At 71.6% G+C, this 25,244-nt stretch carries 24 protein-coding genes; 3 read left to right on the top strand and 21 right to left on the bottom strand.

Annotated elements, in window-relative coordinates; all coding sequences use genetic code 11:
• Positions 1-37 precede the first annotated feature (37 nt).
• From ACFYPG_RS24085 to ACFYPG_RS24035, 11 genes are all read right to left on the bottom strand, one after another.
• Positions 38-1,369 carry an NAD(P)/FAD-dependent oxidoreductase gene (locus tag ACFYPG_RS24085; RefSeq protein ID WP_387353961.1) on the bottom strand — a complete coding sequence of 444 codons (1,332 nt, stop codon included), beginning with the start codon at positions 1,367-1,369 and terminating at the stop codon, positions 38-40.
• Between the two features lie 102 nt (positions 1,370-1,471).
• Positions 1,472-2,032, bottom strand: coding sequence for a hypothetical protein (locus tag ACFYPG_RS24080; RefSeq protein ID WP_357264588.1), 561 nt, complete (start codon positions 2,030-2,032; stop codon positions 1,472-1,474).
• Between the two features lie 52 nt (positions 2,033-2,084).
• Entirely contained in the window at positions 2,085-3,527 is a 1,443-nt protein-coding gene (locus tag ACFYPG_RS24075; RefSeq protein ID WP_387353960.1) for a DUF58 domain-containing protein, read from the bottom strand.
• Positions 3,527-4,534 (bottom strand): AAA family ATPase, encoded by a 1,008-nt coding sequence (locus ACFYPG_RS24070; RefSeq protein WP_387353959.1) that lies wholly within the window; start codon positions 4,532-4,534, stop codon positions 3,527-3,529. The genes ACFYPG_RS24075 and ACFYPG_RS24070 overlap by 1 nt, the downstream gene beginning before the upstream one ends.
• Positions 4,534-5,118, bottom strand: a complete 585-nt coding sequence (locus ACFYPG_RS24065; protein ID WP_387353958.1) for a hypothetical protein — start codon at positions 5,116-5,118, stop codon at positions 4,534-4,536. The genes ACFYPG_RS24070 and ACFYPG_RS24065 overlap by 1 nt, the downstream gene beginning before the upstream one ends.
• Positions 5,115-5,900, bottom strand: coding sequence for a DUF4129 domain-containing protein (locus ACFYPG_RS24060; RefSeq protein ID WP_355005648.1), 786 nt, complete (start codon positions 5,898-5,900; stop codon positions 5,115-5,117). Before ACFYPG_RS24060 ends, ACFYPG_RS24065 begins: the two co-directional genes overlap by 4 nt.
• Positions 5,901-5,922: 22 nt before the next feature.
• Positions 5,923-6,636 carry a uracil-DNA glycosylase gene (locus ACFYPG_RS24055; RefSeq protein ID WP_387353957.1) on the bottom strand — a complete coding sequence of 238 codons (714 nt, stop codon included), beginning with the start codon at positions 6,634-6,636 and terminating at the stop codon, positions 5,923-5,925.
• Positions 6,637-6,655: 19 nt separating this feature from the next.
• Positions 6,656-7,342 carry a dienelactone hydrolase family protein gene (locus ACFYPG_RS24050; protein ID WP_387353956.1) on the bottom strand — a complete coding sequence of 229 codons (687 nt, stop codon included), beginning with the start codon at positions 7,340-7,342 and terminating at the stop codon, positions 6,656-6,658.
• Positions 7,343-7,541: 199 nt separating this feature from the next.
• Entirely contained in the window at positions 7,542-8,288 is a 747-nt protein-coding gene (locus ACFYPG_RS24045) for a hypothetical protein (protein ID WP_387353955.1), read from the bottom strand.
• A 130-nt stretch (positions 8,289-8,418) separates the two neighbouring features.
• The gene (locus ACFYPG_RS24040) at positions 8,419-9,462 is read right to left on the bottom strand and encodes an HAAS signaling domain-containing protein (protein ID WP_355005652.1); all 1,044 of its coding nucleotides are present in this window, start codon (positions 9,460-9,462) and stop codon (positions 8,419-8,421) included.
• Entirely contained in the window at positions 9,459-9,791 is a 333-nt protein-coding gene (locus ACFYPG_RS24035) for a PadR family transcriptional regulator (protein WP_088986312.1), read from the bottom strand. The genes ACFYPG_RS24040 and ACFYPG_RS24035 overlap by 4 nt, the downstream gene beginning before the upstream one ends.
• A gap of 589 nt (positions 9,792-10,380) precedes the next feature.
• Here ACFYPG_RS24035 and ACFYPG_RS24030 point away from each other — a divergent pair.
• Positions 10,381-10,572, top strand: a complete 192-nt coding sequence (locus ACFYPG_RS24030) for a hypothetical protein (RefSeq protein WP_355005653.1) — start codon at positions 10,381-10,383, stop codon at positions 10,570-10,572.
• A gap of 120 nt (positions 10,573-10,692) precedes the next feature.
• Here ACFYPG_RS24030 and ACFYPG_RS24025 read toward each other — a convergent pair whose 3' ends face one another.
• Positions 10,693-11,634 (bottom strand): exopolyphosphatase, encoded by a 942-nt coding sequence (locus tag ACFYPG_RS24025; protein ID WP_387354231.1) that lies wholly within the window; start codon positions 11,632-11,634, stop codon positions 10,693-10,695.
• Between the two features lie 70 nt (positions 11,635-11,704).
• Positions 11,705-12,697: an ArsR/SmtB family transcription factor gene (locus tag ACFYPG_RS24020; protein WP_387353954.1), complete on the bottom strand. Its 993-nt coding sequence runs from the start codon at positions 12,695-12,697 to the stop codon at positions 11,705-11,707.
• Positions 12,698-12,794: 97 nt separating this feature from the next.
• Between ACFYPG_RS24020 and ACFYPG_RS24015 the strand changes: the two genes are divergently transcribed.
• A complete protein-coding gene (locus ACFYPG_RS24015) occupies positions 12,795-13,685 on the top strand; it encodes an alpha/beta hydrolase family esterase (protein ID WP_387353953.1) in 891 nt (296 codons plus the stop codon).
• A 1-nt stretch (position 13,686) separates the two neighbouring features.
• On the opposite strand, the gene ACFYPG_RS24010 is transcribed toward ACFYPG_RS24015, so the two are convergent.
• Genes ACFYPG_RS24010 through eno form a run of 4 tightly spaced genes read right to left on the bottom strand, consistent with a single transcriptional unit; the run spans position 13,687 to position 16,751 of the window.
• The gene (locus tag ACFYPG_RS24010; protein ID WP_355005656.1) at positions 13,687-14,208 is read right to left on the bottom strand and encodes an amino-acid N-acetyltransferase; all 522 of its coding nucleotides are present in this window, start codon (positions 14,206-14,208) and stop codon (positions 13,687-13,689) included.
• The gene (locus tag ACFYPG_RS24005) at positions 14,205-14,762 is read right to left on the bottom strand and encodes a DUF501 domain-containing protein (protein WP_124861646.1); all 558 of its coding nucleotides are present in this window, start codon (positions 14,760-14,762) and stop codon (positions 14,205-14,207) included. The genes ACFYPG_RS24010 and ACFYPG_RS24005 overlap by 4 nt, the downstream gene beginning before the upstream one ends.
• Positions 14,763-14,796: 34 nt before the next feature.
• Positions 14,797-15,435 carry a septum formation initiator family protein gene (locus ACFYPG_RS24000; protein ID WP_387354230.1) on the bottom strand — a complete coding sequence of 213 codons (639 nt, stop codon included), beginning with the start codon at positions 15,433-15,435 and terminating at the stop codon, positions 14,797-14,799.
• Between the two features lie 32 nt (positions 15,436-15,467).
• Positions 15,468-16,751, bottom strand: a complete 1,284-nt coding sequence (eno, locus tag ACFYPG_RS23995; RefSeq protein ID WP_269681111.1) for a phosphopyruvate hydratase — start codon at positions 16,749-16,751, stop codon at positions 15,468-15,470.
• A gap of 213 nt (positions 16,752-16,964) precedes the next feature.
• Between eno and ACFYPG_RS23990 the strand changes: the two genes are divergently transcribed.
• On the top strand, positions 16,965-17,660 hold the full coding sequence (locus ACFYPG_RS23990; protein WP_387353952.1) for a hypothetical protein: 696 nt from the start codon (positions 16,965-16,967) through the stop codon (positions 17,658-17,660).
• 117 nt (positions 17,661-17,777) lie between these two features.
• Here the strand turns inward: ACFYPG_RS23990 and ACFYPG_RS23985 are convergent, their stop codons facing one another.
• From ACFYPG_RS23985 to mfd, 4 genes are all read right to left on the bottom strand, one after another.
• On the bottom strand, positions 17,778-19,397 hold the full coding sequence (locus ACFYPG_RS23985; RefSeq protein ID WP_387353951.1) for a DUF885 domain-containing protein: 1,620 nt from the start codon (positions 19,395-19,397) through the stop codon (positions 17,778-17,780).
• Between the two features lie 99 nt (positions 19,398-19,496).
• Entirely contained in the window at positions 19,497-20,507 is a 1,011-nt protein-coding gene (locus tag ACFYPG_RS23980) for a nucleoside triphosphate pyrophosphohydrolase (RefSeq protein ID WP_387353950.1), read from the bottom strand.
• Between the two features lie 2 nt (positions 20,508-20,509).
• Complete coding sequence (locus ACFYPG_RS23975) at positions 20,510-21,262, bottom strand: hypothetical protein (protein ID WP_387353949.1); 753 nt, start codon at positions 21,260-21,262, stop codon at positions 20,510-20,512.
• A gap of 117 nt (positions 21,263-21,379) precedes the next feature.
• Positions 21,380-25,012 carry a transcription-repair coupling factor gene (mfd, locus tag ACFYPG_RS23970; RefSeq protein ID WP_387353948.1) on the bottom strand — a complete coding sequence of 1,211 codons (3,633 nt, stop codon included), beginning with the start codon at positions 25,010-25,012 and terminating at the stop codon, positions 21,380-21,382.
• Between the last annotated feature and the right edge of the window lie 232 nt (positions 25,013-25,244).

Below are 25,244 nucleotides of genomic sequence, written 5' to 3'. Positions count from 1 at the left end.
GAAGTGCAAGATCGACGGGGTTGGCGTCTGTCTCTGGTCAGACGCGGGGCGCGCCGACCGGCTGGGAGGCCTCGACGAACTCCTCGCGCGGGTCGTGCAGCTGGCCCAGGGCCACCACCTCGCGCTTGAGGAAGAACGCCAACGACCAGTCCACCACCACGCGGACCTTCCGGTTGAACGACGGGATCCGGCTCATGTGGTACGTCCGGTGCATCACCCAGGCCGGCCAACCGGTCATCTTGATCCCGTACACCTGGGCCACGCCCTTGTGCAGGCCGAGGCTCGCCACACTGCCGACGTGCTTGTGCTTGTAGTTCACCGGCTCGCGACCCCGAATCACGGCCGCGATGTTGTCGGCCATCCGGGCGGCCTGGCGCACCGCGTGCTGAGCGCTCGGCGAGCAGAAGTTGCCCGGCTCCTTGGTCAGGTCCGGCACGGCGGCGCAGTCCCCGGCGCTCCAGGCACCCTCGAGCACCTGGTCACCGTCGACCACCTGGAGCGTGGGCAGGCAGGTGATCCGTCGACGGTCGTCGCGCGGGAAGTCGGTCGAGTCCAGCATCGGCGACGGCTTCACACCGGCGGTCCAGACGATCGTGTCGGAGCGGAAGCTGTCACCGTCGGAGAGCTTCACCACCCCGTCGACGCAGGACTCCAGGCGGGTGTCCAGCCGGATGTCCATGTCGCGCTTCATCAACTGCTGCACGGTGTACGCACCCATGTCCCGGTCGACCTCGGGCAGCACCCGCTGGGTGGCCTCGACCAGGACCCAGCGGACCTCGTCCTGCTTGAGCTCCGGGTAGTACCGCAGGGCGTCGCGAGCCATGTCCTCCATCTCGGCGAGCGCCTCGATGCCGGCGTACCCACCGCCGACGAAGGTGAAGGTCAGCGCCGAACGGCGGACGTCCGGATCCGGCGTGGCGGCCGCCACGTCGAGCCGATCCAGCACGTGGTTGCGCAGGTAGATCGCCTCGCCGATGGTCTTGAACCCGATGCCCTGTTCGTGTAGACCGGGGATCGGCAGGGTGCGGGAGACCGAACCCGGGGCAACGATCACGTGGTCGTAGGTGATCTCCCGGGCCGGGCCGCTGATCGGCTGCACGGTGGCCACCTTGCGGTCGTGCTCGATCCGCGTGACCGTGCCGGCCACCATCTTGCACCGGCGCAACTCCCGTCGCAGCGGCACCACTGCGTGCCGCGGGGAGATGTTGCCCGCCGCCGCCTCGGGCAGGAACGGCTGGTAGGTCATGTGGGGTTGGGGGTCAACCACCATGACCTCAGCCTCACGGGAGCTGAGCTTCTTCGACAGGCGCAGCGCCGCGTACAGACCGACGTGCCCCGCACCAACCACAAGGATCCGCTTCGGATTCACGTTGTCTATCTTTCCCCGGCCGGCTCAGGTAATCCCGCTCGCGGCCCCCATCTGTGACGGAGCACAACCCATGTGACCTGCGTAACCCTCGGATCGCAGTGGTCACCGACGTCGCAGGAGCCAGCCCAGCAACACTGCCGTCCCCACCGCCATCAGCAGCCCCAGCACTGTCACCCACTGGTGTCCGGCACCCCCGCCCGTCCCCGTCGCCTGCAACAACAGCACTCCGAGCACTGCGGAACCCAACAGCACGGCCGACGACCGCACCAACCACCTGGTGATCAACTCGGGGTCGACCATCGCGTCATAGGGCAACAACGCGGCCAGCGCGCAGAGGGTGTGACCCAGGTAGAGCAGGGCCGCGACGGCGAGCAGCCGCCAGAGGGCGACCGGACGGCCGTACCCGTCGGTGGCGAGCAGCCACCCGCCCACCGTGACCAACGCCGTGAAAGTCGTCCAGACCTTGCGCGGCCCGAACGCGGGCAACAGGGCGGCCACCGCCAGGAAGAAGATCGACCGGCCGGAAAGCACCTCCGCGGGGAACGCCAGAGCGAACCCGGCAAACACGATGACGAAGATCCCCACCCGGACCAGCAGCGGGGCCACGCTGACGCGAGCGACGGCGTACTGCGCCGCCCGAACCCGCTCCACCAGAGCGCTCACCGCACCCGCCTTCCGTTCGCGACTGCGGGGCTCGCAAGCTCACTCCTCGCGCTCACCGGCCACCCACCCTTGGAGCCGTCGCCAACCGGGCCACGTCCCGCAGAACCTGGTCCAGGCTGCCGGCACCGGCCCAGCGCACCACCGGTACGCCATGCTCCCGGAGCTGCCCGATCATGGTCTCCCGGTCCAGGCGCCACAGCCGGTACGCCACCTCGGCCCAACCCCGGTCCTTCGGCGACGCCAGGTCGGTCGGCAACGTGTCGACCGCCACCACGAACCGCCCACCACGGGCCAACCGGGCGAGCATCTGCGCTGACCGTTCGTCAAGCAGCGGGGTGAGCACCACCACCAACGCGTCCGACGAGAGCAACTGCGGGCCGAAGACCTGGTCGTACGGTTCGTGCGCGGACGCGTGGACGCGGACGTCGAGCAACCATTCCAGGACGGTCAGGTACTGCCGCCGTCCGCCGGCTGGCCGGAGCCGGCGGGCCGCCGGCCCGTACTCCAGCAGCGAGACCCGATCACCTCGGTGCAGGTAGTGCTCGGCGATCGCGGCGGTGGCCCGGACCGTGGTGTCCAACACCGAGGCGGCACCATCCGCCCCACCGGAGCGGCCCGCCTCGGCGAGCACGTCGAGCAGCACCACCACCTCCGCGTCCCGGTCGGAGAGGGTGGCGGCCACGTGCAGCTGCCGGGTCCGCAACGAGACCCGCCAGTCGACCCGGCGCAGCCGGTCACCGGGAGCGAAGACGCGTACGCCGGCGAGTTCGCCGCCCTCTCCAGGTCGGCGAGAGTGGTGCGCTCCGACCAGGCCGGCGGCGCGGGGCATCGCCTCGACCGCCTCGAACGGCTCGGTACGGGGGTACACCCGCACCCGCACCGGCTCGGTGATCACCGCCCGGGAGACCAGCAGACCCCCGGCCGTGGCGACCCGGGCACCGGCGGGGCCGATCGGGTGCCGGCCCCAGCGCAGGGCCTTGCCGGCCAGCTCCAGGTCCACCGCCGCGCCACTCGGCACCGACGTCACGAACGGTCGGTCCGCGACGGATCGGCGCCTGCCGTCGCCCGGCGCCGGCGCACCGGTTCCCGGGGCGGCGCTCGGCTCTCCGTCGTCGGCGGCCTCGTCGCGGGCGAAGCCGGCCCGGTCGATCCGCAGCCACTGCGACACCCGGGTACGCGTCACCACCAGGTCGTAGTCGACAGTGTCCGGGTTGCCGACGCTCACCGCCGCAGCCACGTCACCGCCCTCGACCAGCGGCCCACCGTCACCCTGGGTGATCCACACCTGTGGCAGCGCAGTGGGTCGTCGACGCAGCGCGTACGCGGTGCCCAACGCGAACGGGGCGGCGAGCACGATGAGGTCCACCCGGCCCAGCAGCACCCCGGCCACCAGCAGCAGGCCGGCGAGCAGCACCGCGCGGCCGAGCGCCGGGGTGGGCGCCCAGCCGGCAGCCGGTTCCGCCTCGGTGGCCGTCGGCACTGTCGGTCCGGTCATCAGTGCCGGGGCCCGCCGGCGGCGTAGCTGGGCAGCGCGCCACTGGCCGGGGCTGGAGTCGCCTCCAGCACCTCGCCCACCACGAACGCCGGGTCGACCCGGCGCAACCACATCTCCGGGCGCAGGGTGATCCGGTGGGCCAGGGCGGGGGCCGCCACCGACTTGACGTCCTCCGGCACCACGTAGTCCCGTCCGCCGAACACCGCGCGGACCCGGGCCAGCAGCAGCAGCGCCAGCGAACCGCGAGGGGAGGCCCCGACCAGCACCGACGGGTGCTCCCGGGTGGCAGCGGTGAGCGACACGATGTAGCGGCCGATGGAGTCCTCCACGACCACGTCCTCCAGTGCGGCCTGCATGGCCCGCAGCGTCGCCGCGTCGACCACCGCCTTGATGTCCGCCTCCTCCCGGCGACGGCTCATCCGACGGCGCAGCACCTCCCACTCCTCCTCGTGCAGCGGGTAACCGAACGAGACCCGCAGCAGGAACCGGTCCAGCTGCGCCTCCGGCAGCGGGTAGGTGCCCTCGTACTCGATGGGGTTGGCGGTGGCCAACACGTGGAACGGCTCGTCGAGCTTGTAGGTCACACCCTCGACGGACACCTGCTTCTCCTGCATCGCCTCCAGCAGCGCGGACTGGGTCTTCGGCGGAGTCCGGTTGATCTCGTCGGCGAGGAGCAGGTTGGTGAAGACCGGGCCGGCCCGGAAGGTGAAGTCACCGTTGCGCTGGTCGTACAGGAAGGAGCCGGTGACGTCGGCGGGGAGCAGGTCGGGAGTGAACTGCAACCGACGGAAGTCCAACCCCAGGGCCTGGGCGAACGAGCGGGCGGTGAGTGTCTTACCGAGCCCTGGCAGGTCCTCCAGGAGCACGTGCCCGCCCGCGAGGATGCCGGCGAGGACGAGCTCCAACGCGTCCCGCTTGCCGACCACGACGGTGCCGACCGCGTCCAGGACCGCCCGAGCCAGGTGCCCGACCTCGGCGGGGGCAATGCTCCGGTCCACGTCGTTCATCAGATGCTCTCCAGTTCGGCGACGATCACCGCGAGATCGCGCGGCGACGGGGTGCGGCGAGGCGGGGTCTCCAGGAACGTCCACAGGCGGTCACCCAGCAGGACGCGAGCGCGGGCGGGATCCAACTCACGGGTGACGCCGTGTTTCAGCCGCATCCGCTCGTCGGCCAGTTCACCGATCCGGGGCAGGACCACCTCGGTGAAACGTTCGGTTCGGTTCGAGGACCAGTCCAGGGGCCGTTCCCACTGGTTGATCGCGCCACGCAGCGCGTCCCGGGCGCCCCAGTTGTAGCTGCCGTCCTCCTCGCCCGCGCCGGCCCGGCGACCCGGCGGCGGCGGAGGTGGCGGCGCGAGCAGGGCGGTGACCCGGCGGACCGCCAGCACGGCGAGCACCCCGGCGATCAGTACGGGAAGCGAGACCTGGAGGCCCACCGCGCGGAAGCCGACCAGCAGGACCGCTACCAACGCGGCGGCCCACGCGATCAGGCGCAGCACCGGACGCCATCGGGACGGGCGCGCCTGCGGACCGACCGGCGCGGCCTCCTCCTCGAACGCGAGCAGATCGTCGATGCTGGTGCTGCTCATGAGGTCACCGCCGCGGTGAGCTCTCCGCGCAGCCGACCGAGCGCCGCGCGGGCCTGGTCCCGGGTGCGTTCGCCGACCGGGTGGGTGGCGTAGCGGGCCTCCCGGTAGACGTGCGCGAACTCGGCCAGCACATCGGTGCTGGCGATGGCAGGCACGCCCGCCGCCGGGTCACCCTGCAACAGTCGGCTGACCAGGTCGGTGGGGGTGTCCCCGGCGAGCCTCGGCACACCGGCCGCGGCGGCGGTCTCCTCCAGGCGCACCCAGCAGGCGATCACCGCCACCCGGGGGTCGGTGTCGTGGTCGTCGAGCTCCACCAGGCCGGCGTCGAGGGCGGCGACCACCTCGCGGGCTGTGCCCTCGGCGGTACGGCGGGCCCGCTGCGCCGGTAGTGCCCGGGTGGTGCGGCGCAGCGCTCCCCGGATCAGGACCCAGCTGAGGTAGCCGAGCGCGGCGAGGATGGCCAGACCGAGCAGGACCACAGCCACGGTGCCGACCCACTGCGGGATGTGCGCCTGGGTGGCCTCGCCGGCGTCGCGGGGCTCGATCGGGATGGACGGCGACGGCTCGACGGTCGGGTACTCGGGAACCCACGGCACGTTGTCCGCGGCCGGCGGGATGCGACTGGCCCCGATCGACGAGTGGGCGGACGCCAGCGCGGCACCGGCGAGCAGGGCCGCGACCGCGCCGACCGGCCACCACCGGCGCAGCAGGCCGAGCACCGGCCGCAGCACACCCGGCTCGGCGGACGATACCGGTGTGGGCGGGCGTGTTCCGTCGGTCATCGCCACCACCCCACGCGTCGCCTCAGTCCACTCCGGCCAGCTGTTTGGCCTGGCCGAAGACATCGTCCAACATCTCTGGTGTCAACCGCCCGGTGAAGGTGTTCTGCTGACTGACGTGGTAGCAGCCGAGCAAGTCCGGGGCGTTCGTGCCGGACCAGTGTGCCCCATGACCGAACGCCGGTCGCGGGCTGGGCGGGCGCTGCCCGTACACCGCACGGAGCACCGGCCACCACGCGGCCCAGGCGAACGCGCCCAGCGCGACCACGACCCGCAGCGTGGGCCGGATCATCGTGACCTCGCGATGCAGCCAGGGCGCGCAGGTGTCCCGTTCCGGTGGGGTCGGCTTGTTGTCCGGAGGCGCACACCGGACGGCCGAGAAGATCCGCAGGTCGCGCACCGTGAGCCCGTCGTCGGCGGCGACGCTGGTCGGCTGGTTGGCCAGCCCGGCCCGGTGCAGCGCGGCGAACAGCACGTCACCCGAGCGATCGCCGGTGAAGATCCGGCCGGTGCGGTTGCCACCGTGCGCGGCAGGCGCCAACCCGAGGATGGCGATCCGGGCGTCACCGGTGCCGAAGCCCGGCACCGGTCGACCCCAGTACTCCTGGTCGCGGAAGGCGGCCCGGCGGGTGCGGGCGACGTCCTCCCGCCACTGCACCAGCCGCGGGCAGGCGAAGCAGTCGCTCACCGCCGCGTCGAGGTCGACCAGGTCGGTCGCCCGCGCTGCGCGGGCGACCACCTGTGCGGGGGTACGTGTCTCAGCCAAGCTTGGCCCGGAAGAGTTCCAGGGTGCGGGCCCAGGCACTGGCAGCGGCGCGCTGGTCGAACGCCTCCGGCCGGTCGTCGTTGAAGAAGGCGTGCGAGGTGCCCGGGTAGTCGTAGAGGTGGCAGTCGCCGCCGGCCTCCTCGATGGCCCGCCGGGCGGTCTGCACGCCCTCGGCGGCCGAGGTGCCGTCTTCTTCGGAGCAGTGGATGACAGCCGCCTTGCCGGCGTAGTCGGCCCAGTCGGGACGCATCGACTCCCACGGCAGCACGGGATAGAAACCGGCGGTCGCGACGATCCGCTCGGAGATGGTCGCCGACCAGAGGGCCAGGCTGCCACCAGCGCAGAAGCCCACGGCACCGACCTTACCGGTGACCTCGGGCCGCCCGGCGAGATAGTCGGCCGCTCCGGCGATGTCCTTCGCCGCCTCGTCCATCCGCATCGCCAGCAGGAGCCGCTGCGCCTCGTCCGGCTCGCTGGTCGTCTCACCGTGGTAGAAGTCCGGGGCGAGGGCGACGAAACCGGCATCGGCGAACCGGTCCGCCACCGACCGGATGTGCGGGACCAGACCCCACCATTCCTGAATGACGATGACGGCGGGGCTGGCCGTGCCGCTGGCGGGTATCGCGAGATACCCCTCGCTCGCGCCCCCGTTGCTGCGGTAGCTCACCATTTCGCCCATGGGCCGTCCTCCTAGCGGTCAGTCATCGTTGGCTGGTCGCCCAGTGGTCCTACGTGCCGGTAGCCTGCCACGCCACGCGGCCCTCGGGAAGACGCCGGAACAGTGGCATTCACCTCCCGTTCGCCCCCCGGTGACTCGGGGTACGCCGACGGCGGCGGGGTCTGCCCCCGCCGCCGTCGATGTCCAGCTACCGCTGTGGTCAGACCTTCTTGGTCAGGCAGAGCACGTAGCCCGTCTTGCCCGGCTCGATGCTGGAGAAGATGTACCCCTCCTGGCCTTCCTTGAAGAACTGGGTGCAGGTGGTGTCGGCCTTCGCCTGCGCCTCGCTCTGGCCGTCCACCCGACCGACCACGTTGTACGCCGCGTCGGTGGAGGTGCACGCCACGACCTTGGCGCCGTCGACCTCCTCCTGCTCGGTGCCGGTGACCTCGGGCAGCTCGGCGATGCAGTCGCCGGTCTTGGCGTCCGCCGTCGCGTCCTTGTTGAAGAAGTTGCCGATCGCCGAGGCGACACCGAACTTCAGGCCGGCGATGACGACGACGACGAGGATCGCACCGACGATGCCGAGGACCTTCTTCGCACCGGACTTCTCCGCCTTCGGCTCGGTCGCCTGCGACGTCTCGGCCGCCTGAATCTCGGCGGCTTGCGGCGTCCCGGTCGCCGGCGTGCCGGCCTCTTGCGGCGTCTCGGGGGTCTGGGGCGTCTCGGGGGTCTGGGGCGTCCCGGCCTCTTGCGGCGTCTCGGCGGCTTGCGGCGTCCCGGCCGGCTGGGGCGTCTCGGCGGCTTGCGGCGCCTCGGCGGCGACAGGCGTCGCGGCAGCCGGCTCCGGCTCGACCGACCGCTGCTGGGGCACGGCAGGCTGCGGCGCGGCCGCTTGCGGCGTCTCGACGGCCGGCTCAGGGTTTGCGGCGTCGGGCGCGGGGGGCGGTGCGACCTGCTCTGGCACGGGGGTTCCTTCCGAGGGGTTGATGAGCAGACGACACCGTAACGATCATTGATTTCCGGTGCCGTCCCGCTCGCCTCGTCCGTTCAGCCATTTCCCAGCATCAGCCGCATGATCCAGTTCACACCGTGGTTCAGCTCGTCGGGGTGGGGGTTGGCGTTCCGCTCGACGGCACGTCGGTGGCCGTACCGGTCGGCAGCGGTGGCCCGGTGTGCCCGGCCGTGCCGCCCGGCTCCGACGTGCCGCTGGGCTCCGGTGGGCTGGTCGGGTCCACAGTGCCGCTCGGGTCCGGCGTGGTTGCCGGTGACACGGCCGGGAGAGGCGCGCCCGGCGCACGTGGCACGAAGGGCGCCTGCTCCGGACAGTACGGGTACGCCCGCAGCGCCTGGTTCACGTAGGCGTCTTCCGAGCAGTCCGGGTAGCCGAGCCGGATCGGATTGCCGTTCTGGTCGAAGAGCCGGGCGTTCTCCACCAGGCGGCCCTCGCTGTCGTAGACGAAGACGTCCCTGACCCGGTCGTACTGGCTGTCGACAGCGGTCGGGTCGTAGCCGTAGTCGCCGTAACGCATCCGGTCCTCGGCCTGGATCAGCGCGGCGAACGCGAAGACCACCAGCACCACGCTGGCGACCTGCACGGCCGAGCGCGGCCAGCGGGTCAGCTGGGCCGAACTACGACCGATCCAGATGGAGCCGAGCACGAAGCCGATCAGCATGATCAGGCCAGCCAGCAGCTCACCGCCGAACCTCGGCAGGAGCCCGAATTCGCCACCGGTGGTGATCACGGTGACCAGCATCGCCGCCAGATAGCCGCGCAGCACCCACCAGGCCGGGCGCAACAGTCGGAGGAAGTCGCTGGCCGTCTCGTACCCCAGGGGTGGGCCGAGCCGGGTGTCAACGGTGCGCAGCCGGCCGCGGACCCGGGCCATCGCGCTCGCCACCCGCTGGTCGAGGTTGCGCCCGCTGCCCGGTGCCGCGCCGGACGCGGCGCGCAGCTCGGCGGCGTACGTCTCGGGCTCGCCCAACCGCTCGACCAGGGTGCCCTCGGACTCGGCGGCGACCTCGGTGAGGTGGTCGGCGAGATCCTCGGTCAACTCGTCGCGTTGCCCGGACGGCAGGTCGGCCAGAGCGGCCCGGACCCGCGCCACATAGTCGGTGATCTCCTGCTCCGCGACGGTCATGCCGCCAACCCCCGATCGTCGAGCAAGGTGTCCATTGTGGTGGCGAACGAGCGCCAGAGCTTGCCGGAGCGGGTCAGCTGGTCACGCCCCGCCGCGTTGAGTGAGTAGTACTTGCGGTGCGGCCCGGATTCGCTCGGCACGACGTAGGTGGTGAGCAGGCCGGCGGCGAAGAGGCGGCGCAGCGTCCCGTAGACCGAGGCGTCACCGACCTCCTCCAGGCCGGCCTCGCGCAGCCGGCGCAGGATGTCGTAGCCGTAACCGTCCTCCTCTCGGAGCACGGCCAGGACGGCCAGATCAAGCACGCCCTTCAACAACTGTGTGGTGTCCACGGATTGCACAGTAGTGCGCAATGCGCAGTACCGTCAACGAATCAGCTCCGACACGCCGGGCCGCACCGGACGCGCGCGGCGGTGATCGACTCGGTTTTCAGGAGGTCGGGTCATCCGAGGCACCGGGACGCCGCGTTTTCAAGGAGCACGAGTTGATCAAGCGTCCCGCGAGGGCGGTTCCGGCGGTTCAGGGCCGATCGAATCGCGAGCAATCCCCCGCGCGGTCCAGCCCACGAACCTGGCGAACATGTCGACCGGGGACGGGGCTGGATTCGGATTGAGCTTGATCAAGTCTGCGGTGGCCTCCAAGAGCAGGCCAGCCATGTAGATGCTAAGGCCAACCCGATCCCGTCGATACTCGATCACCAGCAACAGTCGCGCCGGCTGACACGGCCAGGGAGCAGCACACACTCGACAGAGCCAGAGAGGCCGCATGGGCAGGTGCGGGCGTACGGCACGACGCTGACGGTCGCGAGACGGAGGGGTATTCGACGCCGACATCCCTCGATCGTGCTATTGCCGTTGCCGATCGTCAACCCCTATCGCTGTTACCGATCGTCGAACAATCGAGGGTACCTACCGTCAACCCATGGGCGAGTTCGTTGGGATCGCTGAAATACGAGACATGCTCGGCGGGGTGTCCCGCGCTCGGGCTTCCGTAGTTGCGTCCCGACGCGATTTCCCGGCTCCGTATCAGGTGTTGCGGATGGGCCAGATCTGGCGGCGCACCGACGTCGAGGAATGGGTCCGGCAGCACCGGCCCGACCTGACGACGGACTAAAGCGAAGCCCGGCCGGGTCGGCACCGGACCCGCGGCGATGATCGACTCGGTTTTCAGGAAGTCGGGTCATCCGAGGCGCTCGGACACCGCGTTTTCAATGAAGGCGAGTCGATCAAGCCGTCAGCGCGTGGTCGGCTGGAGGCTCCAGGCGATGCCGTCCAGGATGTCGTGCTCCGAGGCGACCACCGACGGCATCCCGGCCCGCTCCATGATCACGCGTAGCACCAGCGCACCGGCGCCGATCACGTCGGCGCGGCCCGGGTGCATCACCGGGTTCGCCAACCGCTGCGCACGGGTCTGACCCAGCAGCTCCGCCGTCACCCGGGCGACCTCCTCGTACGACACCCGGGCGTGGTGGATGCGCTCCGGGTCGTACTCCCGCAGGCCCTGCGCGAGCGCGACGACAGTGGTGACCGACCCGGCGAGGCCGACCAGGGTGGCCGCCTCGCGACCGGGCACCACGGCGAGCGCCCGGTCCACCACCGCGGCGATGTCGGCCTGCGCTGCCGCGACCTGCTCGGGCGTCGGCGGGTCACCGGGCAGGTGCCGCTCGGTCATCCGGACGCAGCCGATGTCCACCGAGATCGCCGACCGCACCCCGGCGGCCCGGTCACCGACCACGAACTCGGTGGAACCACCGCCGATGTCGACGACCAGGAACGGCTCCTTGGCGTCGGCAGGCAGCCCGCGCACCGCGCCGGTGAACGACAGCCGGGCCTCCTCGTCGCCGCTGACCACCTCGGGCGCGACACCGAGAGTGGCCCGCACCATGTCGGTGAAGTCGGCGGCGTTGGCGGCGTCGCGGGACGCCGAGGTGGCACACATCCGCACCCGCTGCGCGCCCAGCTTCTCGATGTCTGCGGCGTACGACGCCAACGTCACCCTGGTCCGCTCGATCGCCTCCGGCGCCAGTCGGCCGGTGCGGTCCACGCCCTGCCCCAACCGGACGATCTCCATCCGCCGGGTCAGGTCGACCAGCGGTGCCTGCGGCCCGGCCGAGGCGTCGGGCAGGTCGGCGACCAGCAGTCGGATCGAGTTGGTCCCGCAGTCGATGGCCGCCACACGCGTCGTCACGGCAGCAACCTTACGGCAGGACGGGCGGCCACCCGGCGGCTTGGTTGGCGGTGGGCCACTACTCGCCCAGGTCGCCCGACGGGCCCCGCAACAACCCCAGACCGAGGGAGGTCAGGTGGTGTCGGACGGCCCCGCCCTCCCGCTCGCTGGTCACCAGACCGGCGGTCCGCAGCGCACGGGCGTGTTCCGAGGCCGAGGAGAGACTGATCCCGACCGCCCGGGACAACACTGTGGTGGTCAACCCCCCGTCGGTCGCCAGTCGGCGCAGCACCAGCGCCCGGGTGACGCCAAGCAGTCGACCGAGGGCATCGTCGTCGGCGGGAGCCCCGCGGACGGGCATGACCACCGGGTAGACGAGCAGGATCGGGTAACCCTGCTCGACGAGCACCCGGGGCCGCGGCCCGGCCAACGGTGAGGGCAGCAGGATGATCCCGTGGCCGGTGCCGGGAAGATCACCGTCCCACCACGTCCGTACCTCCAGCACCGGCTCCCGCCACCGGATCCCCGGGTGCAGACCGGCGAAGAGGCTGGCCAGGCCGTGCTGCGCCAGCCGCTGGCTGGCGGACGTCACCTGCTGACGGTACGCGGACACCAGCTCGGCCCAGTGCGGTTCGAGCACCGCGTCGAACCAGGTCCGCACGGCCCCGCCGAACAGGTCCAGCACCTCCGGGTCGGCCGCCGCGAACCGCCGCCGCAGTGGGCTGGCCGACGTGTCCGCGTACGCGAGGGTGACCTCGGCGCGGACCCGCCGCGCCGGGGTGGCCCGGATCGCCTCCAGCCCGGCCTCCACCGACTCCAGGCCGTCGAAGGGAGTGACGAAGTCCGGTAGCCGTCCCCGGTCGGGCAGCAGATGCCGCAGGACCGCGGTGGCAGCCTGGGCGGCAGCCGTGCCCTCGGCCGCCGCCACCCGCTCGGCCAGGGTCGGCGCCATCGCCGCGACAGTGGGATCGCGCAGCCACTGACCAGCCAGCAGCGCGATCCCGACCGGATGCAGCCGATCGGCGAACCGCACCCGGCACAGGTCGGCCGACCCGAGCCGGAGTCGAAGCATGGCAACAGCCTGCCTGCCTTCGGCCAGGACCGAAAGGGTTGATCCGCGGCTGAACGATCTCCAGTGTGGACGGCGAGGTCGACGGGGGGTGGCCGGCGTGCGGCGAGCACTGGCGGTATTGACGGGGTTCTGCCTGATGATCGTCGCCGCAGCTTGTGGTGAGCGGGGGCAACCCTCGTCGGCCCCACCAGCCGCACCGTCCGCGTCGAGCGAGCGACCGGCGGCCGGTGACCACCAGCTCACCCTGCGGCACAACGGACTCGACCGCACCTACCTGCTGCACGCGCCACCGGGGTACGACCCGGGCAGGCCCTCCGCGCTGGTCATCGCGCTGCACTTCTATCCCGGCCTTGGATCGTCGATGCGGGAGCTGGCGGGCCTGGACGCCAGAGCCGACACTGACAACGTGCTGGTCGCCTACCCCGACGGGCGGGGCGGCGGCTTCAACGCGCTGATCTGCTGCGGAAGCGAGGACGACGTCGGCTTCCTCAAGGCCCTCACCGACCATCTGGTGCAGACCTGGCACGCGGACCCGAACCGGGTGTTCCTCACCGGCATCTCGAACGGCGGCGACATGAGCTTCCGGGCGGCGGTGGAGAGCACCGGCACGTTCGCCGCGATCGGGGTGGTCAGCGGTGGATACAGCGGAAACCTGACCACCGCCGACAGTTACGTGCCGAAGAGCCCGGTCTCCGTGATCACCTTCATCGGCGGCCAGGACCGCTACGCCTCGACCTTCCAGGCCGGCATGCAGACCTGGCAGCAGAGGCTCAACTGCCGGCCGAGCCCGAAGGCGTCCGGGGTGCCGGGGGTGACGCACACGGTGGCGGGCTGCGCGGACGGCAGCGAGGTCAGCGTCTACACGATCGCCGACATGGGTCACAGTTGGCCGGGAGCGACATCGGGCCAACTCGCCGCATCCTCCGCGGGGCTGTCCGCCACGGACCTGATGTGGGAGTTCTTCGCCGCCCACCCCCGCAAAGCCTGACCTACAGGCGCAGCAGCATCCGGGTGTTGCCCAGCGTGTTCGGCTTGACCCGCTCCAGGTCCAGGAACTCCGCGACACCCTCGTCGTACGAGCGCAGCAACTGCTCGTAGACCGGTTGCGGCACCGGAGCGCCGTCGATCTCGCGGAAACCGAACGAGCCGAAGAACCGGGTCTCGAAGGTGAGCACGAAGATCCGCGCCACGCCCAGCTCGCGGGCCGCGTCGATCAGCTCACCGACCAGCCGCTGACCGATGCGCCGGCCCCGACAGGACGGGTCGACCGCCACCGTGCGGATCTCGGCCAGGTCCTCCCACATGACGTGCAGCGCGCCGCAGCCCACCACCACGTCGTCCTCGGCCCGGACCGCGACCCGGAACTCCTGCACCTGCTCGAAGAGGGTGACGGTGGCCTTGCTCAGCAGCCGCCGGTCGTCGGTGTAGGTGTCGACGAGTCGCCGGATGCCCCGCACGTCCCCGGTGCGGGCCCGCCGTACGGTGATCTGATCCGCCGCCTGCGTGCTCATTCCGCCGCCGGCACGTCCACGCACGGCCCCGCCGACCACCAGGGCTCGACCAGCTCCAACGTCTCGTCGCCGAACGGGTTCACCCCGGGGCCAGCACCCAACGCGTGACCCAGGTGCACGTGCAGACACTTCACCCGGCCCGGCATCCCACCGGCCGAGATGCCGGCTATCTCCGGCACCTCGCCGATCGCCTCCCGGCGGGTGAGGTAGTCCTCGTGCGCCGCACGGTAGTGGGCGGCCAACTCCGGATCCGTCGTCAGCCGGTCCGCCATCTCCTTCATCAGCCCCGCCGACTCCAGTCGGCTGCACGCGGCGGTGGCCCGGGGGCAGGTCAGGTAGTAGAGCGTCGGGAACGGGGTGCCGTCAGCGAGGCGGGGGGTCGTCTCCACCACGTCGGGAAGGCCACACGGGCACCGGTGGGCCACCGCGCGGGTGCCTCGGGGCGTCCGGCCGAGCTGCGCGGCCACCGCGGCCAGGTCGGCCTCGGTGGCCGGCTCGCGCTGCGGCAGGGGAACGGAATCCGCAGCCGGCTCCGACGGTGGTACGACAGTCACGGTGCCCATCTTTCCTGGTGTGCTGGTCGGTGGATCACTGGCCCGGCTGCTGGCTGTCAGCCGCCCGCACGCTCGACCAGAGCGTGTCGTACCAGGTCACCGGCCCGGCTGGCGGGGCCGAACCGGTCGACTTCCCGGCGTCCCGGGCCGCGCCCTCCGGGTCGTGCAGGACCACCATTATCTTCTCGCCCGGCTCGCCCATGAAGAACCGCTCCCGAGCCTGCGTCTTGATGTACTCGTCGTCTTTCCAGTTGGCAGCCTCGGCGGCCAGCTTGGCGATCTCGCGTTCCTGCACCGCCTGGGCCGCCTCCATCCGCTCGATGTCGGCCTGCTGGTCCAGGTAGACCCGGACCGGATAGGTGTAGGCCAGAGCGAGCGCGATCAAGACCGCGAACAGCACCGTGGCCCGGCCGGTGAAGCGACGGGGGTGGGGTGCGGCGAGCCGCTTCACCGAACCAGCGGCAGCGGTACGCCGAGCGGCGGCGGGACGATTCGCGGAGCGCACCCCTTCGGCGCCACGGGCAGCACCCGGCGCGCGACCGGCGGCGCGCGGCTCGGCGCGTACGCCGGCCTCCCGGACCGATCCCCGCGTGGCACGCCCACCGCCCGGCCGGCCGGACTGACCCGGCCGGCGGGCGGGACGCTGACCACCCGGTGTGCGGCGCTGCTGCATCGTCACACCCCTCCCCCGAGGCTTCGTGCGTCTCAGGCCGAACGGTAGCGCGGGAACGCGCCAGCGCCGGCGTAGCGCGCCGCGTCGGCCAGCTCCTCCTCGATCCGGAGCAGCTGGTTGTACTTGGCGACACGGTCCGAGCGGGCCGGGGCGCCGGTCTTGATCTGGCCGCAGCCGGTGGCCACCGCCAGGTCGGCGATGGTGGTGTCCTCGGTCTCGCCGGAGCGGTGGCTCATCATGCACTTGAAGCCGGCCCGGTGGGCCAGGTCCACCGCGTCCAGGGTCTCGGTCAGCGAGCCGATCTGGTTGACCTTGACGAGGACCGCGTTCGCGGACTTCTCCGCGATGCCCCGGGCGATGCGCTGCGGGTTGGTGACGAACAGGTCGTCACCGACGATCTGCACCCGGTCGCCGATCGAGGCGGTCAGCGTCTGCCAGCCGCTCCAGTCGTCCTCGGCCAGCGGGTCCTCGATCGACACGATCGGGTACTCGTCGGCCAGCTTGGTGTAGTAGGTGCTCATGTCCTCGGCGGACTTCGCGGCACCCTCGAAGGTGTAGGTGCCGTTGTCGAAGAACTCCGTGGCCGCCACGTCGAGCGCGAACACGATGTCGGTGCCGAGCCGGTAGCCGGCCTTCTCGACCGCCTCGGCGATCAGGTCCAGAGCCGCCGCGTTGGTCGGCAGGTTCGGCGCGAAGCCACCCTCGTCACCGAGGCCCGTCGACAGGCCCTTCTTCTTCAGCACCGACTTCAGCGCGTGGTAGACCTCCGCGCCCGAGCGCAGCGCCTCCCGGAAGGTGGGCGCGCCGATCGGCGCGATCATGAATTCCTGGATGTCGACGTTCGAGTCGGCGTGCGCGCCACCGTTGAGGATGTTCATCATCGGCACGGGCAGGAGGTGCGCGTTCGGGCCGCCCAGGTAGCGGAAGAGGCTCAGCTCGGCGCTGCCGGCAGCGGCCTTCGCCACCGCCAGGGAGACCCCGAGGATGGCGTTCGCGCCCAGCTCCGACTTGCTGTCGGTGCCGTCGATGTCGAGCATCTTCTGGTCGATCAGCCGCTGCTCGCTGGCCTCGTACCCGATGATCTGGTCGACGATCTTGTCTTCGACGTTGGAGACCGCCTTCTCCACGCCCTTGCCCTGGTAGCGGTCGGCGTCACCGTCGCGCAGCTCGATCGCCTCGAACGCGCCGGTGGAGGCGCCGGAGGGCACCGCGGCGCGAGCCACCGTGCCGTCGTCCAGGCCGACCTCGACCTCGACCGTGGGGTTGCCCCGCGAGTCGAGAATCTCCCGGGCGACGATTCCCTCGATGGTTGCCACTAAGTCGCTCCTCGTTGTTGTGATCCGGTCCGTGGGTGGGCCGCGACGGTGCGGCTGAGGCAGGTGTTGAACGCAGCGTATCGGGCCACGGGAAACGGCACGGCGTCGCCCGCGCACCCGAGCCGCCCCGCACTGACGGACATTCCCGGATTTCCGGGCGTCAACCGGCAACGGGTTTGCGCTGCGCGGACCAGATCCACCAGGCTGGTCGCCATGCCCGCCGCCTCGACCACCCTCCGCATGCTCGCCGTGTCGGTCATCGCGTCGCTCACGGTCACCGGCTGTCAGACATTCGAGGACGCCGGAGTTGCCATGGGCCGCTCGCAACTCGTCAACGACCTCGCCGCCCGGCTCGATCGGGCACTGGAGTTGACCTACTCGGCCGACTACCAGTTGCCCGGTGGCCAACGCGCCGCGATCGTGCAGGCGCAGGACCCGGCGCGATCCACGTACACCTATCCGGGAGGGCAGCTCACCGTCACCCCGGAGGCCATCACCCGGTGCACGACGACCAGCGCCCGCCCGCAGTGCACGCTGATCACGCCGCCCACCCCCGGCAGCAAGCCCACTGTGACGCTGTTCGGCGAGGCCAACCAGCAGGGCCTCGTCACGCCGCCGGTGGTGGTCGGGCTGCTCACCGCCGCCGCGCTCGACCCACAGGCGGTCATCAAGCAGAGTGACACCACAGTCGCCGGGCACCACGCCGCCTGCGTCGCGGTGCAGAGCTCGTCGTCCGGCGACTTCACCGCCTGCGTGACCACCGAGGGCGTGCTCGGCAGCTTCACCGGACCGGTCGACGGCAAGCCGATGGAGCTGGCGATGAGCAACTACTCCGCAGCCGTCGACGAGGGCGCGTTCGAACCACCCACCGGCGCCGATGTCGTCGACCGCCGCCCCGGCGGCTCGTGACCGGTCCACCGGTCGAGCCGGCGCAACTGCCGCCCGCGTACTCCATCTCGCGCTGGTTGATCGACGCGACGGTGACCGCCGGGCGGCGCTGAAACCCGCGCGGCCCGGCGTTTCTCCTCAGAGACCGAGCAGGGTGCGCAGGTGGCGCGGGGGCGGGCAGTCGTGGGCGAGCATCGCGTCGTGCCAGTCGCGGACCGACACGCCGTCCGGGCGGGCGGCGGCGATCTCGGCCACCTCGTCGTACCCGACGAAGTAGGTGGAGAGCTGGGTGGAGGTCAGTTGGGCGCGCCGCCACTTGCCGGCCGCCTCGCCCTCCTCCTGGAAGCCGCGCCCGGTCATCAACGCCATCGCCTCGGCCTCGGGCAGGTCCTCGGCGTGCACCAACTGGTCGAGCAACGCGTTGATGGTCATCCGCAGCTGCATCTTGAGCTGCTGCAACCGCACCGGCAGACCGCCGAAGCCGAGCCCCGTCATCATCTCCTCCGCGTAGACCGCCCAGCCCTCGATGAACGGGCCGGACTCGGCCAACGCGCGAACCCGGGTGCCACCGACGTAGCGGCGGGCGTGGGCGAGCTGGAGGAAGTGCCCCGGCATCGCCTCGTGCACCGTCAGGTTGCGGATCATGTGGTCGTTGTACTCGCGGTAGAACGACTCGACCCGCTGCGCGGACCAGTCCGACGGGGTGGGCGCGATGCAGTAGAAGGTCGGCACGACGGCGGTCTCCAGCGGGCCGGGCGCGTCGCAGTACGCCACCGCGACCCCCCTGGCGAACTCCGGCATCTCCTGGATGACGCACCGGTCGTCGACCACTGTGACCAGGTCGTGTGCGCGGACGAAGTCGGTCGCCTCGTCCAGTGTCACCCCGGCCAGCTCGACGATCGTCGCGTCGTTCGGGTGCTCGGCGGCGAGCAGGTCCAACGCCCGAAGTACCGTCGCGTCGTCGGCCGGGCCACCGACCAGCTCGACGGCCGCCTCGCGGATCTCCGCGGTGACGCGGTCCAGGTTGGCCCAGGCGCGACGCTGGATCTCGGCGGCGCCCAACTCGGTGTCGAGGGTGTGCCAGAGCCGGGCCTCCCAGCGGCGCCGGCCCAGTCGCGGGTCACGGCCGGGGCCGGCGTCGGCGGCCAGGCCGGTGCGCAGCCAGGCGACGAACTCGTCCAGCGCGGCGATCGCGGCGGTGGCCGCCGGCTCGACCCGGTCGAGGTGGCCCGGCGCCTGGGCGAGCAGTGCCGGTAGCTCGTCGCGGATCAGCGCGGCCGTACCGGTGAACTGCCCGACGGCCGTCTCCGCGTGGATGCGTGGCATGTCCCGCAGCGTCGCGCGGGCGGTGGCGAGGGCGTCCGGTACGGCGGCGAGCCGGCCAGCAAGGTGGGTCAGCCGCACGTCAGCGGGGGCGTACGGGCGGGCCAGCAACGGGTGCAGCAGCGGGCCGGGGTTGTGCCGCAGCGGATCCCACTCGTGCGAGCGGATCTCGGTCAGCTCGAACAGCTCCCGGTCCACGAATGAGGTGAGCAGGGCGTGGTCGACCTGTTCGTCGACGTCGAGCGAGTCCGGGTCCAGTTCGGACAGTGCGTTGGCCGCGTCGGAGAGCATCGCCCGATCGGCGGTCAACCCGTCGGCGGACAGATCCGGCAGCCGGTCGTCGAACCGGTGGTCACCCGCGGCGGTGGCAACCCCCGGCCGCGACTCCAGCAGTGCCTCGACAACCCGCTCAGCCAGCACCCCAAACGCCTCCACCCGGCCCACCCTACCGACCGCCCCACCCACTGCCACCTGTTACGTCGATCATGAAGTTATTGCCGTCGACCTCGGTGTGTCGTGGCAACAACTTCATGATCAACGTCGGTCTGGGGGTTCGGGGGTGGGGGTTTCGGCGGGTGGGGTTTCGGCGGTTCGGATGGCCTCTGCGTAGGCCAGGGTGGCGCGGCGCAGGGCAGCTTCCGGGTCGATGCCCGCCTCGCGGGCCGCAGCTACCGTGGCCAGGAGGCTCGCGCCCAACCTTGCTTCGGCGTCCACCTGGGTGTCTGCCAACGGCGGTGGGACCTCGATGCCCCTGCGGGCGGCGCGCTTCAGGATCTGCGCGGCCAGGGCCAGGGCGGGCTGGCTCAGGGCCACGCCGTCCAGCACCGAGTCGCGTGCCTTCTCGGCGCGCTTGATCCGCTCCCAGTTCTCGGTGATCTCCTCCAGGGTGCCCGCCTCGGCACCGGCGAAGACGTGCGGATTACGCCGGATCATCTTGTCGACCAGGCCACCGGCCACGTCGTCGATGGTCCACCGCTCGTCCTCGGGCAACTCCTCGGCGAGCCGTGCGTGCAGCACCACCTGCAACAACACGTCGCCCAACTCCTCGCGCAGCGCGTCGGTGTCGTCGGCGCTGATCGCGTCGTACGCCTCGTAGCTCTCCTCCAGCAGGTAACCGGCGAGGCTGCGGTGCGTCTGCGCCCGCTTCCACGGGTCACCACCCGGAGAGGCCAGTCGATCCAGCACGGCCACCGCGTCGAGCAGCCGGGCACCCGGCGGATCCCACGAGCCGTACATCAACTCCATCTCGGCCAACCCCGGCTGCCGGGCCAGCCGCAGACCCAACTCCCGGGCCAACGCCTCGTCACCCGCCGGACCGGCCAGCCACACCACGGTGCCGTGCGTCGCCACCGCGTCCAGCAACGGCTGCGTCGCCGGGCCGTCCACCACTGTGACCTCGGCGCCCGCCTGGCGAACGGCCGTGGTCAACTCGCTGTCCGCGCCGGCCAACACCGGGTGCTGGCGTACGACGTCCCAGGCCGCAGCCGTCAACAGACCGGCGGGCAACCGGGGTGAGGTGACCAGGAGGACGATCCGTGCCGTCATGCTCAGCTGGCCGTGCCCTCGGCCTCCGGCGCCCCGGTCGGCCCCTCCGGGGTGGAAATGTCGGTGACCGCGTCGGAGCCCGGCTCACCCAACGGCACGCTCACCGCGGGGGCGTTGTCGGCGAAGCTGAGCAGCGGGAACTCAAGCGGACGGTACCGAGGGCTGACAGTGACGTCGTAACGACCGGCCGCCTCGGCCAGGATCCTCTTGGTCGCCAGCGCGCCGCGCAGCTGCTCGCCGTCGAGCTGCTGGGCCGCGGCCTCGTCGGTCACCTCAGCGGGGATCTTGCCGGCCGCACGACCGGCGGCGATCACGTCGGCGATCTCCTCCTTGGTCGGCTCGACCGGCTCGGCCGGCAACCCGGACAGGCAGGTGAAGAGCTTCGCCACCTCCCGCACGTGCCCGGTCGCCGGGTCGAGACCGAGCTGCTGGGCAGCCTGGTCGGCCGCCACCTGGCCGCGCGGCTGGTAGTTCTTCTCGGCGGAGAGCTTCTCGCACACCTTGGTCAGCACCATGGTCCGAACCACGTCGGCCACCTTGGGCAGGGTCGGTTGCGACGCCCCGGGCTGCCCACTGGCGGACGACTCCGGCGCCGGGTTCTTCGTCCGCAGGTCCTTCATCGCGGTGGAGACCTGAACGTCGGTGATGCGCTGGTCACCGATGTAAGCGGCGATACCAGGCTCAGCACGGCAACCGGAGAGGGCGACGAGGCCGAGCGCCACAGTGGCGACGGCGGCAAGACGGCGAGCACGCATAGCCGTCACTCTCTCACGCCGTCACCCCCGGTTGTGACACCCCCCACCTTCGCTCATCCCACGACCAGGGACGGCGTCGACGCGCTGACCGCCCCTGGTCGAGAGCACACCGCCGGCTCAGGCGCTCGCGGCGACGACGAGGGGGGCGGGAGCACCGAGCACATCGGAGAGCAGCTGCGCACACCACTGGAGCAACGCCTGGTCACGCAGTGGCTCCCCACCGATCCGACGGGTGGTCGGTCGGGGCACGCTGACCTGGTCGGTGGCCTGCTTGTAGACGGCATCCGGGTGGTAGCGCTTGAGCCGCAACTGCTTCGAGTCCGGTAGGGGCAGCGGGCCGAACCGTACGTGCTTGCCCTGCATGGACACGTCGGACAGGCCGTAGCGGCGGGCCAGCAGACGGAACCGGGCCACCTCCACGAGGTTCTGCACCGGGGCCGGCGGCTCGCCGTACCGGTCGGTCATCTCGGCGATCACCTCGCCTAGCCGCTCCTCGTCGCGCGCCTCGGCGAGCTTGCGGTACATCTCCAGGCGCAGCCGCTCCACGCTCACATAGTCGTGTGGCAGGTGCGCGTCGACCGGCAGGTCGATCTTGACGTCGGTCTCCTCCTCCGGCCGCTCACCCTTGAACGCGGAGACCGCCTCGCCGACCATCCGCACGTACAGGTCGAAGCCGACGCCCTCGATGTGCCCGGACTGCTCGCCACCGAGCAGGTTGCCGGCGCCCCGGATCTCCAGGTCCTTCATCGCCACGTACATGCCGGCGCCCAACTCGGTGTGCTGGGCGATGGTCGCCAACCGCTCGTGGGCGTGCTCGGTGAGCGGCTTCTCCGGCGGGTAGAGGAAGTAGGCGTACGCCCGCTCCCGGCCCCGGCCGACCCGGCCCCTGATCTGGTGCAGCTGGGCCAGGCCGAGCAGGTCGGCCCGCTCCACGATCAGCGTGTTGGCGTTCGGGATGTCGATGCCCGACTCGACGATCGTGGTGCAGACCAGGACGTCGAACTCCTTCTCCCAGAAGCCGACCATGACCTTCTCCAGGGCGTCCTCGCCCATCTGGCCGTGCGCCACCGCGACCCGCGCCTCGGGCACCAGCTCCCGCAGCCGGCGTGCCGCCCGGTCGATCGACTCGACCCGGTTGTGCAGGTAGAAGACCTGCCCGTCGCGGAGCAGCTCACGGTGGATGGACGCGGCCACCTGCCGGTCGTCCTGCGCGCCGACGAAGGTGAGCACCGGGTGCCGCTCCTCCGGCGGGGTGGCGATGGTGGACATCTCCCGGATGCCGGTGATCGCCATCTCCAGGGTGCGCGGGATCGGGGTGGCCGACATGCTGAGCACGTCGACCGACGCGCGCAGCGTCTTCAGATGCTCCTTGTGCTCGACACCGAAGCGCTGCTCCTCGTCCACGACCACCAGACCCAGCTGCTTGAAGCGGGTCGCCGTCTGCAACAGCCGGTGCGTACCGATGACGATGTCGACGGTGCCGTCGGCGACCATCTCCATCGTGCGCTCGGTCTCCTTCGCCGTCTGGAACCGGGACAGCTGCCGGATCTCGACCGGGAACTGGCTCATCCGCTCGGCGAACGTGTTGTAGTGCTGCTGAACCAGCAGGGTGGTCGGCACCAGCACCGCCACCTGCTTGCCGTCCTGCACCGCCTTGAACGCCGCCCGGACCGCGATCTCGGTCTTGCCGTAGCCGACATCACCGCAGATCAGCCGGTCCATCGGGACGGTCTGCTCCATGTCCCGCTTGACTTCGTCGATCGCGGCGAGCTGGTCCGGCGTCTCCTGCCAGGGGAAGGCGTCCTCCAGCTCCCGCTGCCACGGGGTGTCCGGGCCGAACGAGTGCCCCTTGGACGCCTTGCGGGCGGCGTAGAGCTGGATGAGCTGCGCGGCGATCTCCCGGACCGCCTTGCGGGCCCGGGCCTTGGACTTCTGCCAGTCCGAGCCGCCCATCTTGTGCAGGGTCGGCTGTTCGCCGCCCACGTAGCGGGAGAGCTGGTCGAGCTGGTCGGTCGGGACGAACAACCGGTCGCCGGGCTGGCCCCGCTTGCTGGCCGCGTACTCGATGACGAGGTATTCCCGGCTGGCGCCGTTGACGGTGCGCTGCACCAGCTCGACGTAGCGGCCGATGCCGTGCTGCTCGTGCACCACGTGGTCGCCGGTCTTCAACTCCAACGGGTCGATGGTGTTGCGCCGCCGGCTCGGCATCTTGCGCATGTCCCGCGTCGAGGTGCCCCGACCGCCGGTCACGTCGTTGCCGGTGAGCAGCACGAAGCGGGACGCCTCGTCGACGAACCCGCTGCTCAGCGCGCCGCAGGTGACCACCAGCTCGCCGGGGACGGGCGCGGTCGGCACCTCCTCGGTCAACCGGGCACCCAGGCCGGCGTCGCGCAGCACCTCCACCGCCCGCTGGGCGGGGCCGTGCCCCTCGAAGACCAGCGCGATCGACCAACCCTCGCCGGCCCAGCGCTTGAGGTCCTCCACCACCCGCGAGGTCTCGCCGTGATAGAGCGGCGCCGGTTGGGCGGCGAGGGTCACCGCGATGGCGTCGTCCGGGGTGACGGCGGCCTGTTCCGGCGCGTCCTCCCAGGGCTGCCGCGCCTCGGCGGTCTCCCCCTCCACCAATCCGAACGGGGACAGCGTCCACCACGGCTGACCGAGCTTGCCCGCGGCGGCGCGTACCTCGCCGAGGGTGCGGAAGGCGGCGGCGCCGACGTCCACCGGGGCCTGGCCGCCGACCGCGGCGGCAGCCCAGCTGGCCTGCAAGAACTCTTCCGATGTACGAACCAGGTCGTGCGCCCGCGTGCGGATCCGCTCCGGGTCGCAGAGCAGGACGTGGGTGCCGGCCGGCATGGCGTCCAGCAGCAGCTCAAGCGAGTCGGGGCCGACCAGCACCGGGGCCAGCGACTCCATCCCCTCCACCGGAATGCCCTCGGCCAGCTTGTCGAGGATCTCGGCCAGCTCGGGGTGCTGCTCGGCGAGCGCGGCGGCCCGGTCGCGGACGGCCGGGGTGAGCAGCAGCTCGCGGCAGGGCGGTGCCCAGAGCAGCGCTACCTGCTCGATGGTCCGCTGGTCGGCGACGGCGAAGGTGCGGATCTCCTCCACCTCGTCGCCCCAGAACTCGACCCGGGACGGGTGCTCGTCGGTGGGCGGGAAGACGTCGAGGATGCCGCCGCGCACCGCGAACTCGCCGCGCTTGGTGACCAGGTCGACCCGGGCGTACGCCATGTCGATCAACCGGCGGGCGACCTCTTCCAGGTCGGCCTCCTCGCCGGCGGCGAGCTGCACCGGCTCCAGATCGCCGAGCCCCTTGAGCTGCGGCTGGAGCAGCGAACGGACCGGGGCCACCACCACTCGCAGTGGGCCGGTGCCGCCGTGGGCGTCGGAAGCCTCCGGGTGCGCCAGCCGACGCAGCACGGCCAGCCGCCGGCCGACCGTGTCGGATCGGGGGGACAGCCGCTCGTGCGGCAGCGTCTCCCAGGAGGGGAAGACGACCACCTGCTCGGCCGGCAGCAACCCACCCAGCGCGGCGGCCAGGTCGTCGGCCTCCCGGGTGGTGGCGGTCACCGCCAGCACCGGTCGCCCGGCGCCGTCGAGGTCCGCGGCGACCGCCGCGACGGCGAACGGGCGCAGTGCCGCCGGGGCGGTGATGTCGAGGCCGTCGACCTGGGCGGCACCGGAGCGCGCCAGGTCACGCGCCCGGGCCAGCCCGGGGTCGGCCAGGGCGGCGGTGAACAGACCGGTGAGCAAGGGAAATCCTTCCCGGGGAGTCGACGCACACGACGGCGGCCCCTCGTCCAGCCGGACGGGGGGGCGCGACGACAAGCCTAGCTCCGTCGACCGACAGCCACCCCCTTCCGCCGAGGTCCGACGCCGCTACGGCGCGTCGCCCCGCGCCCCGCGCCCCGCGCCCCGCGCCCCGCGCCCCGCGCCCCGCGCCCCGCGCCCCGCGCCCCGCGCCCCGCGCCCCGCGCCCCGCGCC

The sequence above is a fragment of the Micromonospora sp. NPDC005553 genome (assembly GCF_042871765.1).
In the GTDB taxonomy this organism is placed as follows: Bacteria; Actinomycetota; Actinomycetes; order Mycobacteriales; family Micromonosporaceae; genus Micromonospora.
The sequence above is the reverse complement of the archived record's forward strand: the minus strand, read 5'-3'. Positions and strand labels throughout refer to the sequence as shown.

Coding starts and splice junctions, on each gene's coding strand:
- ACFYPG_RS24065 (WP_387353958.1), bottom strand. CDS start 5,118: ATGAGCAGCACCAGCATCGACGATCTGCTCGCGTTCGAGGAGGAGGCC.
- ACFYPG_RS24040 (WP_355005652.1), bottom strand. CDS start 9,462: ATGACCGTCGCGGAGCAGGAGATCACCGACTATGTGGCGCGGGTCCGG.
- ACFYPG_RS24000 (WP_387354230.1), bottom strand. CDS start 15,435: ATGCAGCAGCGCCGCACACCGGGTGGTCAGCGTCCCGCCCGCCGGCCG.
- ACFYPG_RS23990 (WP_387353952.1), top strand. CDS start 16,965: ATGCCCGCCGCCTCGACCACCCTCCGCATGCTCGCCGTGTCGGTCATC.
- ACFYPG_RS23975 (WP_387353949.1), bottom strand. CDS start 21,262: ATGCGTGCTCGCCGTCTTGCCGCCGTCGCCACTGTGGCGCTCGGCCTC.
- ACFYPG_RS24020 (WP_387353954.1), bottom strand. CDS start 12,697: ATGCTTCGACTCCGGCTCGGGTCGGCCGACCTGTGCCGGGTGCGGTTC.
- ACFYPG_RS24050 (WP_387353956.1), bottom strand. CDS start 7,342: ATGGGCGAAATGGTGAGCTACCGCAGCAACGGGGGCGCGAGCGAGGGG.
- ACFYPG_RS24060 (WP_355005648.1), bottom strand. CDS start 5,900: ATGACCGACGGAACACGCCCGCCCACACCGGTATCGTCCGCCGAGCCG.
- ACFYPG_RS24010 (WP_355005656.1), bottom strand. CDS start 14,208: ATGAGCACGCAGGCGGCGGATCAGATCACCGTACGGCGGGCCCGCACC.
- ACFYPG_RS24070 (WP_387353959.1), bottom strand. CDS start 4,534: ATGAACGACGTGGACCGGAGCATTGCCCCCGCCGAGGTCGGGCACCTG.
- ACFYPG_RS24075 (WP_387353960.1), bottom strand. CDS start 3,527: ATGACCGGACCGACAGTGCCGACGGCCACCGAGGCGGAACCGGCTGCC.
- ACFYPG_RS24030 (WP_355005653.1), top strand. CDS start 10,381: ATGGGCGAGTTCGTTGGGATCGCTGAAATACGAGACATGCTCGGCGGG.
- ACFYPG_RS23980 (WP_387353950.1), bottom strand. CDS start 20,507: ATGACGGCACGGATCGTCCTCCTGGTCACCTCACCCCGGTTGCCCGCC.